Here is a 15,321-nt window from a genome sequence, read left to right as displayed (position 1 = left end):
GGCTTTTTCTGTTATGGCGGCAGCTATTGAATTCCGTGACGTAAGCCTGAAAACAGCCGAAGGCCGCGCACTGCTTGACTGCATCAATCTCTGCGTCGAAGGGGGAACAACAACAGCGGTGCTGGGCCGCAGCGGATCGGGCAAGACGACGCTGCTGCGCCTCGTGAACCGTATGAGCGAGCCGACGAGCGGTACGGTCTTCATCCGCGGCAAGGAATGCGAGCAACACGATGTGATCGCGCTGCGTCGCAGCATAGGATACGTGATTCAGGAAACAGGCTTGTTCCCGCACTTTACTGTGGCGCGAAATGTGGGCCTGGTCCCGGAGCTTAGCGGCAGACGCATCGATGAAGAGAAAACGCGCGAACTGCTTGCTCAGGTTGGGCTCGATGAGGAGAAGTTCGCGCGTCGCTACCCGCATCAGCTTTCCGGCGGGCAACGACAACGTGTGGGACTGGCGCGGGCGCTGGCAGCAGATCCATCGATTCTCTTGATGGACGAGCCACTGGGCGCGCTCGATCCGCAGACGCGGGCCGAGATGCAGGACATGCTGCGCGGCCTGCTGGACGCGCTGAAAAAAACGGTTCTGTTGGTAACGCATGATCTTGATGAGGCGCTCTATCTGGCGTCGCGCATCGTGCTGCTCGAAGAGGGTCGCGTTGTGACTGATGTAACCGCCAAAGATTTTCTGCGCACTGACACTCCAGAGGTGAAGGCGTATGCCGAGGCTTTTCGGCGGGGGCAATGGATACGCGGACAGGAGCAGCGGCGATGAGCTGCTTTCTGGCGCAGTACGGCGGCGAGATTGTCACGCTCACGCTCGAGCACCTATGGCTCACCGGCGCGGCCATGCTTTTTGCCATTGCGATTGGCGTGCCATCGGGCATCTGGCTGACACGGCATACGCATTGGGCCAAGCCGGTCATCGGCTTCGTGAACGTCGTGCAGACCATTCCCAGTCTGGCCATGTTCGGGTTCCTTCTGCCACTGCCCTGGCTGGGTGAAGATGCCGCGCGCATCGCCATTGTGGCGCTTACCGGATACGCACTGCTGCCGATCATTCGCAACACATATGCCGGGATTCGCGGCGTAGATCCGACGGTGACCGGAGTGGCTCTTGCTCTGGGAATGACGGACGCGCAGAGGCTCTTCAAGGTCGAATTGCCGCTGGCGGCGGGTGTGATTCTTGCTGGCCTGCGCACCGCGACAGTGACATGCGTCGGCATCGCAACGATAGCAGCCGCAGTCGGCGCCGGTGGGCTGGGCGAGTTCATCTTTCGCGGGGTTGCGTCAGTCGATAACCGGCTTGTGCTGGCCGGTGCGATTCCCGCGGCGCTGCTGGCGCTCGCCGCAGACGCTTTACTAGGATTTGTCGAGCACTGGCTGCGCGTTCCCGGAGCAGCAAAACCATGAAAACATGGGTGCCCCACATCTTGAAAAGATGTGGGAGTATTGTAGGTATCTTTGCACTGGGCATTGCGGCTATCAGTTGCGGCCCGCCACATCCGAACCATCCTATAATCGGCGCAAAAAACTTCACCGAGCAGGTCGTGCTGGGCGAATTGCTAGCGCAGCAGATTGAAGCGAAGACAGGTATGAAGGTGGAGCGGCGCTTTTATCTTGCCGGAAGTTACATTTGCAACCAGGCTCTGCAATCCGGACGCATCGACGCCTATGTGGAATACACGGGTACGGCCCTGACCGCGATTCTGAAGCAGCCGGTAAACCGCGATCCGGAAACCGTGCTGAATACGGTTCGGAACCTGTATCAACAGCGGCATCATATAGCCGTTCTTGCGCCCCTGGGATTCGAGAATACTTTTGCCATGATCATTCGCGGAGATGACGCCGCACGCCTGCATCTCAATACTTTGAGCGAGGCCGCGCAGTATGCTCCGCAATGGGTGCTGGGCGTGGGGTATGAATTTGAGCAGCGTCCGGACGGCTTGCCGGGGTTAAGCAAAGCTTACGGCCTGAACTTCAAGGAAAAGCCGCGCACCATGGACCTCGGCCTGTTGTATCGCGCGCTTGAATCTCACCAAGTGGACATGATTGCAGGCAACTCGACAGATGGCCCGATCGCAGCGCTTGGCCTCAAGGTTCTTGCCGACGACAAGCATTATTTCCCGCCGTATCAGGCGGTGCCGCTCGTCCGTGACGAGGCCCTGAAGCGCTGGCCTGCCATGCGCGCTGCGATGGATGAGCTTCAGGGTAAAGTATCAGCAGATGACATGCGCGCCATGAACGAAGCAGTCGATGGAGAGCACCGCGATCCGGCGGACGTGGTCCGCGAGTTCAGGCAGAAGAAAGGGCTTTAAAACATGGGTGATTTGCAGACGAAAGTAGCGCCGGCGCAGCAGCCGGAACCGTGGCTGCGCGGCACATTGACAGACGTGCCTGCCGTGGCGCGCGCCGTGCTGCACGCATTTGAGCTCGCGCAGGAAGATGTCAATCGTTGGTGCGGACCTTTGAATGAAGCAGACTTCAACGCACGCCCTTCCGGACTGCCGCCGCTTGCGTTTCACCTGCGGCACATTCCGCGAAGCCTTGACCGGCTGCTTTCGTATGCTGAGGGCAATCAGCTCTCAGGCGAGCAGATAGCCGCGCTCAAGACTGAAATGGAACCAGGCTCAAGCAGGGAAGCGCTCTTTGCGGAATTCAGTCAGGGGCTGGAGCAGGCTGCGCGGCGCATGCGCGCTCTGGCTAGTGGCAATCTCGAACAACCGCGGCTTATTGGGAAAAAGCAGTTGCCAACCACGGTTGGCGGAGTGCTGGTGCATTTGGCGGACCATACGCAGCGGCATGTCGGGCAGATTGTGACTACGGCGAAGATTTTGCTGGCGAGGTAGTAAGTCGGGATTTGCGAACATCAAGGACCATTTTCTGCATCGATTCAGCGACGAGATCAGGCACAGCATTCTGCACCTGGTGTTCTGCGGTCGGAATAAGATGAAATTCGCATTTCGTTGACAGCTCGCACAAGCGCGATTGCAGGTGTTCCCATCACTTTCTGCCGGTACGCGCAGCCTCAATGGCTTTGTGGTCAGATGGTGGCAGGCCGTAAGCTGCGGCAGAGTGCGCATCATCGAGCGAGGCCACGCTCGCCGTGAACACCAGTATAGGAATCTCCTGCCAACGATGCGGCAACAGCGAAACTTCCCAACTGTCGTCATCGACGAGGTAATGCTGTTCGGCCTCAGATAAAAATGCCCGCCAGCTATCGGGGCGTGATGAGATTTCAATCAGCGCTTTTGCCATATCGGGTGGCAGACGCTTCACCTTCTCACTATCGAGACAGTAATCGCCTGGCCTTGCTTCGAGATGCCCTGCGGATTTTTCTGCACATTTCAGGCAGGTGCGAATCTGTTGGAACTGATTGCTGAAATGCTTCTGCAGGCTTGGCGACGGCTTTTCTTTTGTGCCTTCTACCTGTTGTTTGTCAACCAAAACCGCCGCATCAAGGAAGACAAGCCCGGCAACTTCCTGTGGGTGTGAATCTGCAAATGCTCCAATGATATGTCCGCCATCTAAATGGCCAACGAGAATGTAAGGTGCGGGTTCTCCAGAAGCCTTCAACAGCCCGTACAGGTCAGATACGTCATGATAGAGGTCTCGTGGGAGGTCATTGCCGAGTTCGCTGAAACCATAACCAGCCCGATCATATGAGCAGGTGCGAGTGATCTTTGCCAACCGTGGCTCGAGACGATACCAGGCAGCGTAAGCACCGCCCCCAAAGCCCGTTTCGAGCATAATGGTCGGCTCCCCTTTTCCTTCACAGTAGAGACTCAGAAGGTTCCCCCGGGGAAGGCGAATCATCCGGCCCGGATGTTCGTAGAGGGTATAGGAGTCTGGAGTTTTATTGGTTGATTTGGGTAATGTTAGAGTGCTGTTCTGAGAATAGGATTCAGGCAGGATGGTTGATCCCAAACAAAAGAGCAGAAAGTAAACAACGCCCTTTAACAGCTTCAAACTGCTCATGAGCTTACTATAGGCTTTCAAAGATGCCGTGTAGAAAGCGGTCAGCGGCACGTTGAACTGTGGTTTAGCGCGCCTTCTCCAACTCTTCGTGAATGTGCCCCATCTTCTCCCGCTTCACCTGCAAATAGCGCTCAAAAGTTTCTTCCGGCTCGACCGCAGCTGAGATGCGTTCGATCACGCGGATGCCAGCCGACTCCAGCGCCTCAACCTTTTCCGGATTGTTGGTGATGAGGCGCACGGCATGCACGCCGAGCTGCTTCAGGATTTCCGCAGGCAGCTCGAATTCGCGGCAATCAGGCTTGTAGCCTAATTCAATGTTCGCTTCCACTGTGTCGAGTCCCTGGTCCTGCAGCTCATAGGCTTTGAGCTTGGCCATCAGGCCGATGCCGCGGCCTTCCTGCTGTTCGTAGAGCAGAATGCCCGCGCCAGCCTGGGTGATCGTCCTGAGCGCCAGTTCCAGTTGCAGGCGGCAATCGCAGCGCAGTGAGTGAAAGACGTCTCCGGTAAGGCACTGCGAGTGAATGCGGACAATCGGCGGCTTCAAATGAATATCGCCCATCACAAGAGCAACCGCTGCCTCGATACGCTTTGCCGGGGCCGGTGTGTTTCCGTTGCATGATTCAGGGTTGGCAACGATACCTTCAAATCCGAGAATGCGGAAATGCCCCCAGCGAGTGGGGAAATCGGCATCGGCAACCTTGCTTACGCTTTCAAACGGCATAGCTTTCATTATACGAACGTTGAATTTAACTCCCGGCAATTATCACAAGAGTTACAAAGTAATGATGAAACTGTGACGAGAAAGTTGCAGGCGCGGTAGATTTAAAGCGTGGTCGAGCAAACGCTGGTACTCATTACGCTGCTGGTCAAGCTCGGCGTGGCTGCGGCCACATCGAGCGCGCTGGCCCGCGCGCGTACCTTCCGGCGTCTGCTTTTGACCGAGCGCCGCAATGCTGGGCAGACGATAGGGTTGCTGGCCTTCATCTGCATCCCGCTCACGCTTGGTGTCTGGGTGCGCGTCACGGTGCCGAATTTTCTGGCCGCCGATATCTCTTTCGAGACGACCATCCTGCTCGGCATCCTTATGGGGCCGCTTTCAGCGCTTGCCGGGGGGGCGCTGATGTCATTTCCGGCCATGCTGCACCACGAGTACCTGTCACTTCCATTCAATCTGGCCGTAGCGCTCATCGCCAGTTTTTACAGCACTTTTGTCGAAGAGGAAGAGGTTTGGTCGTTCTCGCCCTTTGTCGATCTCAGCATCTACCGCTGGATACGCCGCAACCTGCGCCAACCGCGCTTCGACCGCCAGGTGCTGTTGCTGGTGCTCATCGTTGGCCTGGAGATATGCCGCGACTGGCTGGCCATCCTGTATCAGGGCCGACTCTTTGCGCTCACTTCCAACAACTGGTGGGTGCGAATTGCCGTATGGACCTGTGCTGCCATGGTGGTCGGCATCCCGCTCAAGATATGGAACACAATCCGCATTGAGCAAAAACTCGAAGAACAGAAGCGGCTGCTGCTGGAAGCGCGGCTCGATGCCCTGCAGCGGCAGATCAATCCTCATTTCCTGTTCAATACGCTCAACTCCATCGCATCGCTGGTGCGCTTCCGTCCCGAGCAGGCTCGCGAATTGATCGTAAAACTGGCCAACATTCTGCGCGCGCTGCTCAAGGACCATGATTCGTATGTCCATCTGCGCGACGAGCTGAATTTCACTGACGACTACCTCGGCATTGAAGTCGTCCGCTTCGGTGCGGACAAGCTGAAAGTCGTCAAGGAAATCGATCCGGAGACGCTGAACCTGCCCGTGCCCAGCATGATCCTGCAGCCGTTGATTGAAAACAGCATCAAGCATGGACTTGAACCACGCATCAGCGGTGGCACAATCACCATTCGCAGCCGGCTCAGCGACGGCAGGCTGATGATTGAAGTCGAGGACGACGGTGTAGGCATCGCCCCCGGACGGCAGCACTCGAGCGGCGTACTGCATCAGGGAACAGGTATCGGCATGAGCAATGTGCGCGAACGGCTGGAAGTGCTCTTCGGAGATGCGGCAAGCTTCGATGTGACCAGCCGCCCTGGTCGCGGAACTCACATCACAATGGAAATGCCCGCGGCAGGTTATGAAGACGGCGAGACCGGCTCGACGCTGCTGTCCGCGCGTTCCAGCACGCGCTCGTAATATTTTTCATACAGCGGAATAATCTTTGAAGCGCAGAAGCCTTTCTGCGCGGTGCGCCGGGCCGCTGTGGCCATCGCGTCGAGTTTTGCCGGATCAAGCAGAAGCTCCGCTGCTGCATCGGCCATGGATTCCACATCGCCGACTGGGAACAACATTCCGTCAACACCATCTTCAATTAGTTCTGGAACACCGCCTACTCTGGTTGCGATAGTGGGAACGCGGCAGGCCATCGCTTCAAGCGCGGCAAGACCAAATGATTCGAGTTCGCTCGGCATCAACATCAGGTCAGCCAGTGGCAGCAGGTCGTTGACGCTTTCCTGCTTGCCGAGAAAATGCACACGCTCCTGAATGCCTTTTTTGTGCGCGAGCCATTCGGCGGCAGAGCGGTCGGGTCCGTCGCCAACCATGAGCAGGTGTGCCGGCACTCTCTCCACCACGCGGGCAAAGATTTCGACCGCATCAGTGATGCGTTTGACCCGGCGGAAATTGGAAAGATGAATCAGAATTTTTTCGTCCGGAAGGGCAAAATGCAGGCGTTTCTCCGCGCGCTCTTCGGCGTTGAGCGGGATGTAGAAATCGCAGTTCACAAAGTTGGATATCACCTCGATCTCGCGCTTGGTTTTGAATTCTCTGACGGTCCGCTCACGCAGATAATGCGAAATGGAGGTAACGCCGTCGCTTTCCTCAATGGCGAATTGCGTGATTGGAAGATAAGCGCGATCCAGGCCGACCAGCGTAATGTCCGTCCCGTGCAGCGTAGTCACGAAAGGCAGGCGGCGTCCCCTCGCCGCGAGCATCTGCCGCGCAAGCAGCGCGCTTACAGAATGTGGGATGGCGTAATGAACATGGAGCAGGTCGAGATCGTAGTATTCGGCGACTTCTGCCATGCGTGAGGCCAGCGCCAGATCATAAGGCGGGTACTCAAATAACGGATAAGTCGAGACCGGGACTTCGTGGTAGAAGATGCCCTGCTCGCGCCCGCTAAGCCGGAAGGGCTGCGAATAAGTGATGAAGTGAACCTGGTGCCCGGCGGCAGCCAGTTCGATGCCGAGTTCAGTGGCTACAACTCCGCTTCCACCATAGGTTGGATAGCAGGTAATTCCAATCTTCATGCTTTGCTCACAGTCTCTGCATAGGACGCGGTTCGTTGGCCGGGAGATTCACGCAAGTTGCCCGAAATGAATCAGGTCGCAATTTGCTCCGGGAATGGTTTCAAGCAATGCCGCGCGTTCTACGTCCCTTGATGCAAGCAGGCGCGTGTTCTGCTGCTGCAGCGCAGCATCGTTGTAACCGGGATGACAGACCAACTCCCATGTTCCATCAGGCATTGCGGCCAGGAGGTTCTCGATGGTCTGCGCGTCAAGCGTGCCGGTTGCCAGCACGCCGATGGCGCCATCGGTCGTGAGGATCCCGGAACTGGTGACTTCCTGGCTGAAGGTCGCGGACTGCGAGCGCAGCAGGCGCACCTGCATCTTGCGGACATGCCCGCCATTGGCGGTGGCGTTCAGGCTCCAGTTTGGTTCAAAGGGGTTGCGGATTGCCTTCACTCCGCAAGCCAGCGCGGCCTGCAGCAGTGGCCGCAGAACGCGCGGGAAGGTGTGCGTGTGTTTGTGCGTGTCGATGTGGGTGACCGCAATGCCTGCCTGTTGAAGTTTTTTGACTTGGGCTGTTGCCTCAGCCTCGATTTCCGCCTCGCTGATGCGGCCACGCAGCAAATCCGTCACAAAAGTGCTCAATTTTGCACGAAAAACGCTCTTATTCGGCGCTGAAATGTCGATTAATGACGGAATTTCCGACGACGGCAGGACCGGCATTCCGTCTACGAGAACGACATGGCAGCCCACGCCCAACGAAGGCGATTGTTTTGCCAGCGCAACCGCTTCATCAAAGTTGTCCGCAGTCGCCATAAGGGTTGTAGAAGTAAGCGCGTGGTCACGAAACAGCTCAATAACGGCCTGATTCACTCCCTGAGTCAGTCCAAAGTCATCAGCATTCACAATCAGGCGGCTCACAGCGGCAGTGTATCAGCGAGGTCAGACAAGGTCCTCTGTTGGTGATGAAGCGGCAACTTTTTGCTGCTAGAATCATGGAATCGGTTCTGGCCTCGGAAGAACTGGGATTGTTCATGGGCGGTTAGCTCAGCTGGTTAGAGCGCCTGCCTTACAAGCAGGAGGTCGCAGGTTCGAGCCCTGCACTGCCCACCATGAAGATTAGATCGCGTAAGCCCTTGAAACACTTGATGTTCTAATTGGCTTGGTACTTTTTCTCAGAGCTGCTGTTCAGGCGGTCGCCTTTCGTTGTGATTCCTCGTCTTAATTATTCGAGGACCTCTTGCGATTTTCTTCATCCCAACTCAGAAGCCGCCGATGGTGTGGTTGAGGGACCACCATGCAGGACAGGCTGCTTGACATCCTGATACTTGGCCTTCTGGTATCACTCTTCGGTGTGATCTACCGGAAGCTTCCATCGCGCCGTCTGCGTTACTGGATTGCAGGTTGGGTGTCTACCCTGGCGCATTTCGCCATCCTGTTACCTCAGTTTTCTTCTCCCTTCTGGCCGAGCCTGCAAGTTGCGCTGGGCATGGGCGGACTGGTGCTGGCAGGCATCTGCTTTGTGCTCGCGTCGTCGGCATTTGCCGTTCGTAGCAAAAGCCTGAAGCTGGTTGGCCTGACCATTTCCATTCCGCCACTGATCTACGTGTTCCTTGTGATCTTCGGCTACTCAGCAGTATGGCCATTGGTCTGTTTTGCTGTGGCAATGGAGATCGCAGTCATCTGGGCAGGCTGGTACTTCAGTCGTCTGCAGCCTGTTATTTTGTGGACGAACAATTTAGCCGCGCTCGTCGGTGGCACATGGTGGTTGTGGCTCATCGGTACACATCAGGCGGACATCGGCATCTATGCCATCCTGACGCAAGTATTTCTTACTAATGCCGTCCTCTACTATTACGACTTCCGTCGCGCTTCAGCTGGCGTGATTACCGCGTCGGTAGGTCTTCTTGCCTGGGCAGCGGTATTTCCCACGGCGCTGGCTATAGCTCACTTGTTTCCTGGCGTAAATGTTCCCGGAGAGTTCTGGAACGTTCCGAAATACTTTGTGGAATTTGGCATGATCCTGACGCTTCTGGAAAACCAGATTTATACCGCCAACTGGCAGAGTGAGCAATATCGCGTGCTGTTCGACAGCAACCCACACCCGATGTTCATCTATGACACGAAGACCTTCGCCTTTCTGCGTGTGAATGACGCGGCATTACAGGAATATGGCTATAGCCGGCAAGAATTTCTGAGCATGACCATCGGCAACTTGCATGAGGTGGCCGCTCTGGCCGGGGTGGAGCGTCTGCTTGCCGATACTCACAGCTCTATCAGAGTGACCGGTCCCTGGACGCAGCACCGGAAAGATGGGAGCGAGTTCCAGGCCGAGATATCGTCACACCCGATCGAGTTCGAGGGCCATGACGCGCGCCTGTCTCTGGTGCAGGATGTGACCGACCGCGAGCGACTGCATGAGCAACTTGTCCATCGCGCGCACCATGATTCGCTCACCAATCTGCCGAACCGCTTCCTGCTGGAACAGCGCATGCGCCATACGCTGGAGAACGCGTCCCGCTACGGCCACAAAGCAGCCATTCTGTGCATCGACCTCGACCGTTTCAAGCAGATCAACGACAACTACGGCCATGCGACTGGCGACGCCTGCCTGCAGGAGATAGCCGCCCGGTTGATGAAGCGTCTGCGCGAATCCGATACCGTGGCGCGCACTGGAGGCGAAGAGTTCACGGTCGTGGTTGGCGAATTGCTCCATTGTCGGGACGCGGAAAAGGTGGCTGCGGATCTGCTGGCAGAGTTCCGGCGTCAATTTTCCATTGATGGCCTGGATATGCCACTCTCGGCCAGCGTTGGCGTCGCGCTTTACCCCGACCACGGGACCGAGGGCGCGCAGCTCTGGCGCGCGGCGGACATCGCCATGTACCGCGCCAAGTATTCCGGCGGTGACCGCTATCTTGTCGTTTCCGAGGATGACGCAGAGTATTGCACGCCGGACAAATCCCTGCCTCGCAGCTTAAACAGTGGGAATCGAAGGTAGCTTCTCCACAATTTTGCGCAAACAGCGCGCCGGGCTTAAATTGAGAAGGCCATGCAAAGATACCTCGCCGTGCTCACAATTTTGCTGCTGCTCGGCATGGTGTGCGTGCGGCTCCTTCTGATGCAAAGGAGCGGGATCAAAGCGATGAAATTCGGCGAGATCGACAAGAAGGATTTCCTGATTCCGCCGTTTGCGCTTTTCTACTTCTATCTCATCTTTGCCGCCGCATTTCATCTTCCGACGGTAAGCAGGCAGCAGTTCTTCGAGTCAAGAATTGCTTCCTGGATCGGAGTGCTTCTTTGCCTGGCGGGATTGATGCTGCTCTTATTGAGCCTGATCTCTTTCGGGCAGAGCTTTCGCGTCGGCATTGATCCGGACCAGCCGGACAAACTGATAACCACAGGCGTATTCGCATTTATCCGCAATCCCATCTACGTGGCATTCGGGTTAGTGCTGCTGGGTCAGTTCCTCGTATTTCCAAGCTGGATTTTTCTGGTCTATTTATTTGCTGGAATATGGCTATTCCACCGCCAGGTGGCGCGTGAAGAAGAGTTTTTAAGGATGCGCTATGGCGAAATCTATGAAGAGTATTGTGATCGGGTAAGACGATATCTTTAGGCTGCCTTACTCGACCTGCAGCGTAAGCACCTGCTCCCCGCTCAACACATTACCCACTGCCACCGACGCCATGGGCACAGCCGATTCGCCATTGAGCGTCAGTTTCTGGTTCTGGCGCAGTGGCTCAAGCACATTCGCCATCGACACAGGCACGCTCGCCAGAGTGCGGCCGTCAAGAACGGCCTGGGGCGACGGTTCCAATAAAGTGACATAGAGGCGGTCGTTCTCGTGCAGATTATTCAACTGCTCGATAGTCGCGGCCACATCAAGATTTTGGGTGCCGAAGCGCGGTGCCTGCGTGATGCGGTCGAGTGTGCTGCCGTCGCTGACCAGCAATCGCACGCGGCCGTCATGCAGGACTGCCGGGAGTGTCACCGGAATCCGGACATTTCGCACTTCGCCGCGCCAGGGGCGAATAGTGGCTTCGATAGTGATAGTCTCGCCGGCATGCACGATGGGTAGAGTGCTCTGCGCGCTCTCAAGCTGTGCCGTCAAATGCTTTGGGATGGCCTCGACTTCAATATCAACGCTGCTGATGGGTGTCTGGCGTGCTGCGTTGTCGTATAGGCGGGAAAAGCGCTCGCCCACCATCAGCGCGGCCAGCATGTTCGCCGGGGCAACATCACTCGGCGCGGCAAGGCCGCCGAAATGCACTGCTGGAAATCCGGAGACATTCACGGTGCTCCGAATGCGATAGCTGGTCTCCGCGGTGAAGGTATTGCGCTGCATCAATGCCTGAAAGACGGCAACCATCACAGCAGATGGTGTGATCTGCGGCTGGTCTACGACCTCAATATGCAATGCGTGCGGCGTTTGTTCGCCGGTAATGTTCACCGTCACCGGAATCATCTTCGCCTGCTGGCCAAAGGCGCCGCGGATCGCTGACTCGCGGTCTTCCGTAAATGAGCCGACAGTCTCCGTGGTGTTGATGATTTTGAAGGCGTAGAGCGGAGACGGCAGCGTGGCCACAACCTGGGCTTTGGTCATCGGCATGGAGACGGGGCCGAATTGCGTTATCGGATGTCCACACGCCAATAGCTGTTTTGGATCGACGTAGGTGACAGTGCAGGTGGCCGCGATTTCCAGATCGCCACGCATCAGCAGCGCGCTCACTGCCGAGCCGGGGACAATGGGTTCCGGCTGTCTTTCATCGCTCGCTGATCCGCCAATGCCTGCGACTGCCGTCAGGCCCATTGCGGGCGCATGTTCCTTCCAGAGTTCCAGCGCCTCGGGATTAAAGCCGTTAAAGACGAGCGGCATGTCCATCGGGCGAATTGCGCTGGTTTCGACCGCGTCCTTTTTTGCATCTGCGAAAAGCGGCGCATCCTTCGCGCTGGCTGTCTCGCTGAAAGATGGAGCAATATTGTTTGTGGCAATCAGGTCATTGCTTTGATGTGCGACTTCAAGCATCTGGCCGATAGGCGTGATTCCGGCAATCGGCTCCTTGCTGAAAGCCCCGATGCGGTAGCTGATGGCCCCCAGCAGCTTCCCGTCAATATAAACCGGGCTGCCGCTCATGCCTGCGACCACGCCCGTATATTCGGGCTTCGTGCCTTCAAGACGCGCGAGAATCATATCCTGCCCAGGCCCGAGCGCATTGCGCAGCAGGCCGAGGATCTGCACGCCCATCGGCTCAGGATTTACGCCTTCAAAGACGGTATAGGACACTCCGTGCAGACCACGATGCACTTGGTCCAATGGATAGAATCCGGCAGTGGAAGGCGGAGGAGTGGCGGGCAGGTTCCCGGGCTGTGCCATGAGTGCCGATGCGCCCAACAAAATCAGCCCGCCGATGTCTTTTAGGCGAATACCCACGTCTACAAGAGTAGAGCATTTTTGCTTTTGCGGAGACGAAACCTTCATGCCGCATCATGCTTGCAGGAGGATGGCCGGAAGTTTCACAATGAATCCATACATGAAAATCCCACTGGCTGCATCCCGAATTCGTCAAATCTTTGCTGGAATTGCACTGTTTTCCCTGGTATTTTGCCAAACGCCCGTTCCCGCGCAACAGCAACAGACGCAGCCAAGCCAGCAGCAAACCCAGTCAAATCAGCAACAGCAGCAGGACCAGGCTGTACCCGAAGCGGGTGGCCCTGGAGCAGACACCGGTGCCATTGCCATTCCGAAGAAGAAGGAAGAAGCCGCGCCACCGCCGCCTCCACCTGAGCCGAAGGTGAAGAACCCGCCCGGGCTGCAGAATTTTTCCCTGCGCGTCGATGTTCCTGTGGTCAATGTGGATGTGGGCGTGATCCTTGAAAAGACGCACCAGTTTGTGCCGAATCTGCAGAAGGATAACTTCCGCGTTTTTGAAGACGGCGTGCAGCAGGACGTCACAAACTTCCAACGTATTCAGGCGCCGATCACAGCCGTTCTGCTTGTCGAATTTGCCGCCAACAGCTGGTGGTTCATTCAGGACATGGAAGAGGCAGCTTATACATTTGCCCAGCAGCTCAAGCCGGATGATTATGTCGCCGTTGTGACCTATGACATGCACACGACAATCCTGACGGACTTTACGCAGGACAAGCGGCTTGTCTATCAATCCCTGAATTCGCTAACAATTCCAACCTGGCATGAAACGAACCTCTTCGACGCTCTCTATACGACGCTCGATCGCCTGACGCGCGTCGAGGGACGGAAGTATGTAGTTCTGATCTCTTCAGGACGGGATACTTTCAGCAAGATCAATCTCGACAAAGTGCTGCAGAAGATCAAGGCCACGCCCAACGTCACCATCTTTTCCATTGGCACCGGGCAGACAGCGCGCATCATGGCCGACAGCGCCGGCATGATGGGGCCGATCCGCGAGATGGACTACCTACAAGCTGACAACCAGATGACGACCTTTGCGCGCATGACCGGCGGCCAGGCTTTTTTCCCGCGCTTTGCCGGAGAAATGCCGGACATCTTTCGCCAGATCAACGACTCGATTCGGAATCAGTATGTGTTGAGCTATCACCCCACCAACAACAAGCAGGACGGCACCTACCGCAAGCTGCGTGTTGAGCTGGTGGACAACGAAGGCCATCCGTTGAGAATGCAGGATGAAAAACACAAGCCGTTGAAGTACGACGTCATTGCCCGTGATGGTTATAGAGCCAAGCAGGAAGTGGAGTAGCTAACGTTACGTTTGCATTCAGGGGTGCAGTTTTTCGCCGCGTTCAAGCATTTCCACGAATAATGCAATGCGTTTCGTCCGTGTTTCCGGCTTTTTCGCTGTCTGGACGCGCCACAGGATGGCATAGCGATTCCTGCCTTCGAGCGTCGCAAAAAACGCTTTTGCGCGAGGGCTCTTATTCAAGGCAGCTCGCAGGTCTGACGGCATTTCGGCATTTTTGGGTGAGTCATAAGCCTGCTCCCATCGCCCATCCTGTTTGGCTCGTTCGATTTCTGCCAAGCCAGCGGGCTGCATCCTGTCGCTTTCAATGAGCGCGAGCGCTTTTTCGCGATTAATTTTTGACCAGATGCTCCTGCGCCCACGCGGAGTGAATTTCTGTAGCCAGGCTTCTGCGCTGTGACCCTGCTTTTGGCCATCGATCCAGCCATAGCAGAGGGCTACTTCAATGGCCTCTGCATAGGTAATAGACGGCGTGCCTGAAGTTTTCTTCGCCAGTTCCATCCAGATCCCGGATGAAGCGCGATGGTTAGCCTTCAGCCATTTTCCCCATGCCTTCTGGCCGATGAAGGCGATGATGGGCAATTCGGATTTAGATTTCTCCGCCATCAGCAGAATTCTCGCTCGGGTATTGCAAATCTGTAACTCATTAAAAAATAAAAATGCGAAGCACCTTTCTAATCAATGTCTCAACCGCACTTTCCTCTTTCGGGTGCGCTCATGGCTTTGGCATCATAAAATAGAGAATATCTCTGGGAACTAGAGAACATCTCCGTGGAGGATCATTAGGAATGGCGACCCCCAAAGCCGAAAAGACGACGAAACCCCGTAAGGCTCCTGCCAATAAGAAGACGACCGTTGAGGCGGCAGAGCCAATTGTTATACGCCCAACCCCAACACACGATCAGATTGCCGCTCTCGCGCAGAAATACTGGGCCGAGCGCGGATACACCGATGGACAAGCTGAACTGGACTGGCTGCGCGCCGAGCATGACCTGACACAGAAAGCTTCCTAAAGCAATACTTTCACTTCGTATTCATAAATATATGAACCAGCGCCGGATTAACCCGGCGCTTTTTATTGCTGGAGAGTAACACGAGGCCAGCCATCCTGCCAGATGATGGTGGATATCTGGAGTGCTGGCTTTCCGGTTTTTGCGTCGTAGGCATGGAAGACGAGCAGGTCTTTGCCGCCAGGTCCCATCCAGGCAGATTCGCCGCCGGGGCCGAACCAGCGATTGTTACCGGCTAACACCTCCGTGCCGCCACCTTCCATCATTGGCTTGCCTTCTTTGTCCATATATGGCCCGGTGATGGTTTTTGAGCGCCCGACCAT

The 15,321-nt window shown here is 56.3% G+C and carries 16 protein-coding genes and 1 tRNA gene; 10 read left to right on the top strand and 7 right to left on the bottom strand.

Translation table 11 applies throughout. From position 1 onward, the window contains the following. Window positions 1–13: 13 nt before the first annotated feature. From VEV40_RS05805 to VEV40_RS05790, 4 genes are read left to right on the top strand one after another with little or no spacing between them, the layout of a single operon-like run. A complete protein-coding gene (locus tag VEV40_RS05805; protein WP_324830815.1) occupies window positions 14–775 on the top strand; it encodes an ATP-binding cassette domain-containing protein in 762 nt (253 codons plus the stop codon). Beyond that, on the top strand, window positions 772–1,413 hold the full coding sequence (locus VEV40_RS05800) for an ABC transporter permease (protein WP_324830813.1): 642 nt from the start codon (window positions 772–774) through the stop codon (window positions 1,411–1,413). The genes VEV40_RS05805 and VEV40_RS05800 overlap by 4 nt, the downstream gene beginning before the upstream one ends. Continuing rightward, entirely contained in the window at window positions 1,410–2,318 is a 909-nt protein-coding gene (locus tag VEV40_RS05795; protein WP_324830811.1) for a glycine betaine ABC transporter substrate-binding protein, read from the top strand. The genes VEV40_RS05800 and VEV40_RS05795 overlap by 4 nt, the downstream gene beginning before the upstream one ends. A gap of 3 nt (window positions 2,319–2,321) precedes the next feature. Next, entirely contained in the window at window positions 2,322–2,849 is a 528-nt protein-coding gene (locus VEV40_RS05790; protein WP_324830810.1) for a DinB family protein, read from the top strand. A gap of 154 nt (window positions 2,850–3,003) precedes the next feature. Here VEV40_RS05790 and VEV40_RS05785 read toward each other — a convergent pair whose 3' ends face one another. Beyond that, the gene (locus VEV40_RS05785; RefSeq protein WP_324830809.1) at window positions 3,004–4,029 is read right to left on the bottom strand and encodes an alpha/beta hydrolase; all 1,026 of its coding nucleotides are present in this window, start codon (window positions 4,027–4,029) and stop codon (window positions 3,004–3,006) included. 13 nt (window positions 4,030–4,042) lie between these two features. Continuing rightward, the gene (gene ribA, locus VEV40_RS05780; RefSeq protein ID WP_324830807.1) at window positions 4,043–4,699 is read right to left on the bottom strand and encodes a GTP cyclohydrolase II; all 657 of its coding nucleotides are present in this window, start codon (window positions 4,697–4,699) and stop codon (window positions 4,043–4,045) included. 108 nt (window positions 4,700–4,807) lie between these two features. On the opposite strand from ribA, the gene VEV40_RS05775 reads away from it, so the two are divergent. Continuing rightward, entirely contained in the window at window positions 4,808–6,160 is a 1,353-nt protein-coding gene (locus tag VEV40_RS05775; protein ID WP_324830804.1) for a sensor histidine kinase, read from the top strand. Here VEV40_RS05775 and bshA read toward each other — a convergent pair. Both bshA and VEV40_RS05765 read right to left on the bottom strand, forming a co-directional pair. Next, a complete protein-coding gene (gene bshA / locus VEV40_RS05770) occupies window positions 6,100–7,272 on the bottom strand; it encodes an N-acetyl-alpha-D-glucosaminyl L-malate synthase BshA (protein ID WP_324830802.1) in 1,173 nt (390 codons plus the stop codon). The two genes, VEV40_RS05775 and bshA, sit on opposite strands and share 61 nt — an antisense overlap. Before the next feature lie 48 nt (window positions 7,273–7,320). Continuing rightward, window positions 7,321–8,172 carry a ChbG/HpnK family deacetylase gene (locus VEV40_RS05765; RefSeq protein ID WP_324830800.1) on the bottom strand — a complete coding sequence of 284 codons (852 nt, stop codon included), beginning with the start codon at window positions 8,170–8,172 and terminating at the stop codon, window positions 7,321–7,323. A gap of 115 nt (window positions 8,173–8,287) precedes the next feature. Between VEV40_RS05765 and VEV40_RS05760 the strand changes: the two genes are divergently transcribed. The 3 genes from VEV40_RS05760 (at window position 8,288) to VEV40_RS05750 (ending at window position 10,867) form a co-directional block, all read left to right on the top strand. Further along, window positions 8,288–8,364: transfer RNA gene (locus VEV40_RS05760), tRNA-Val, on the top strand. 184 nt (window positions 8,365–8,548) lie between these two features. Beyond that, window positions 8,549–10,249, top strand: a complete 1,701-nt coding sequence (locus VEV40_RS05755) for a diguanylate cyclase domain-containing protein (protein WP_324830798.1) — start codon at window positions 8,549–8,551, stop codon at window positions 10,247–10,249. Between the two features lie 51 nt (window positions 10,250–10,300). Beyond that, a complete protein-coding gene (locus VEV40_RS05750) occupies window positions 10,301–10,867 on the top strand; it encodes an isoprenylcysteine carboxylmethyltransferase family protein (protein ID WP_324830796.1) in 567 nt (188 codons plus the stop codon). A gap of 6 nt (window positions 10,868–10,873) precedes the next feature. Here the strand turns inward: VEV40_RS05750 and VEV40_RS05745 are convergent, their stop codons facing one another. Continuing rightward, window positions 10,874–12,730 carry a SpoIVB peptidase S55 gene (locus tag VEV40_RS05745; protein WP_324830794.1) on the bottom strand — a complete coding sequence of 619 codons (1,857 nt, stop codon included), beginning with the start codon at window positions 12,728–12,730 and terminating at the stop codon, window positions 10,874–10,876. A 52-nt stretch (window positions 12,731–12,782) separates the two neighbouring features. On the opposite strand from VEV40_RS05745, the gene VEV40_RS05740 reads away from it, so the two are divergent. Next, window positions 12,783–13,988 carry a VWA domain-containing protein gene (locus VEV40_RS05740; protein WP_324830793.1) on the top strand — a complete coding sequence of 402 codons (1,206 nt, stop codon included), beginning with the start codon at window positions 12,783–12,785 and terminating at the stop codon, window positions 13,986–13,988. An 18-nt stretch (window positions 13,989–14,006) separates the two neighbouring features. Here the strand turns inward: VEV40_RS05740 and VEV40_RS05735 are convergent, their stop codons facing one another. Then, window positions 14,007–14,594 (bottom strand): YdeI/OmpD-associated family protein, encoded by a 588-nt coding sequence (locus VEV40_RS05735; RefSeq protein ID WP_324830792.1) that lies wholly within the window; start codon window positions 14,592–14,594, stop codon window positions 14,007–14,009. A gap of 182 nt (window positions 14,595–14,776) precedes the next feature. Between VEV40_RS05735 and VEV40_RS05730 the strand changes: the two genes are divergently transcribed. Then, on the top strand, window positions 14,777–15,001 hold the full coding sequence (locus VEV40_RS05730) for a DUF2934 domain-containing protein (RefSeq protein WP_324830790.1): 225 nt from the start codon (window positions 14,777–14,779) through the stop codon (window positions 14,999–15,001). Window positions 15,002–15,063: 62 nt separating this feature from the next. Here the strand turns inward: VEV40_RS05730 and VEV40_RS05725 are convergent. Next, window positions 15,064–15,321 (bottom strand): family 43 glycosylhydrolase (locus VEV40_RS05725; protein WP_324830787.1); only part of this gene is annotated, 258 nt, incomplete at its 5' end.

The sequence above is a fragment of the Alloacidobacterium sp. genome (genome assembly GCF_035631355.1).
In the GTDB taxonomy this organism is placed as follows: Bacteria; Acidobacteriota; Terriglobia; order Terriglobales; family Acidobacteriaceae; genus Alloacidobacterium.
Note: the sequence above shows the minus strand (reverse complement) of the source record. Positions and strands in the feature narration are given on the sequence as shown.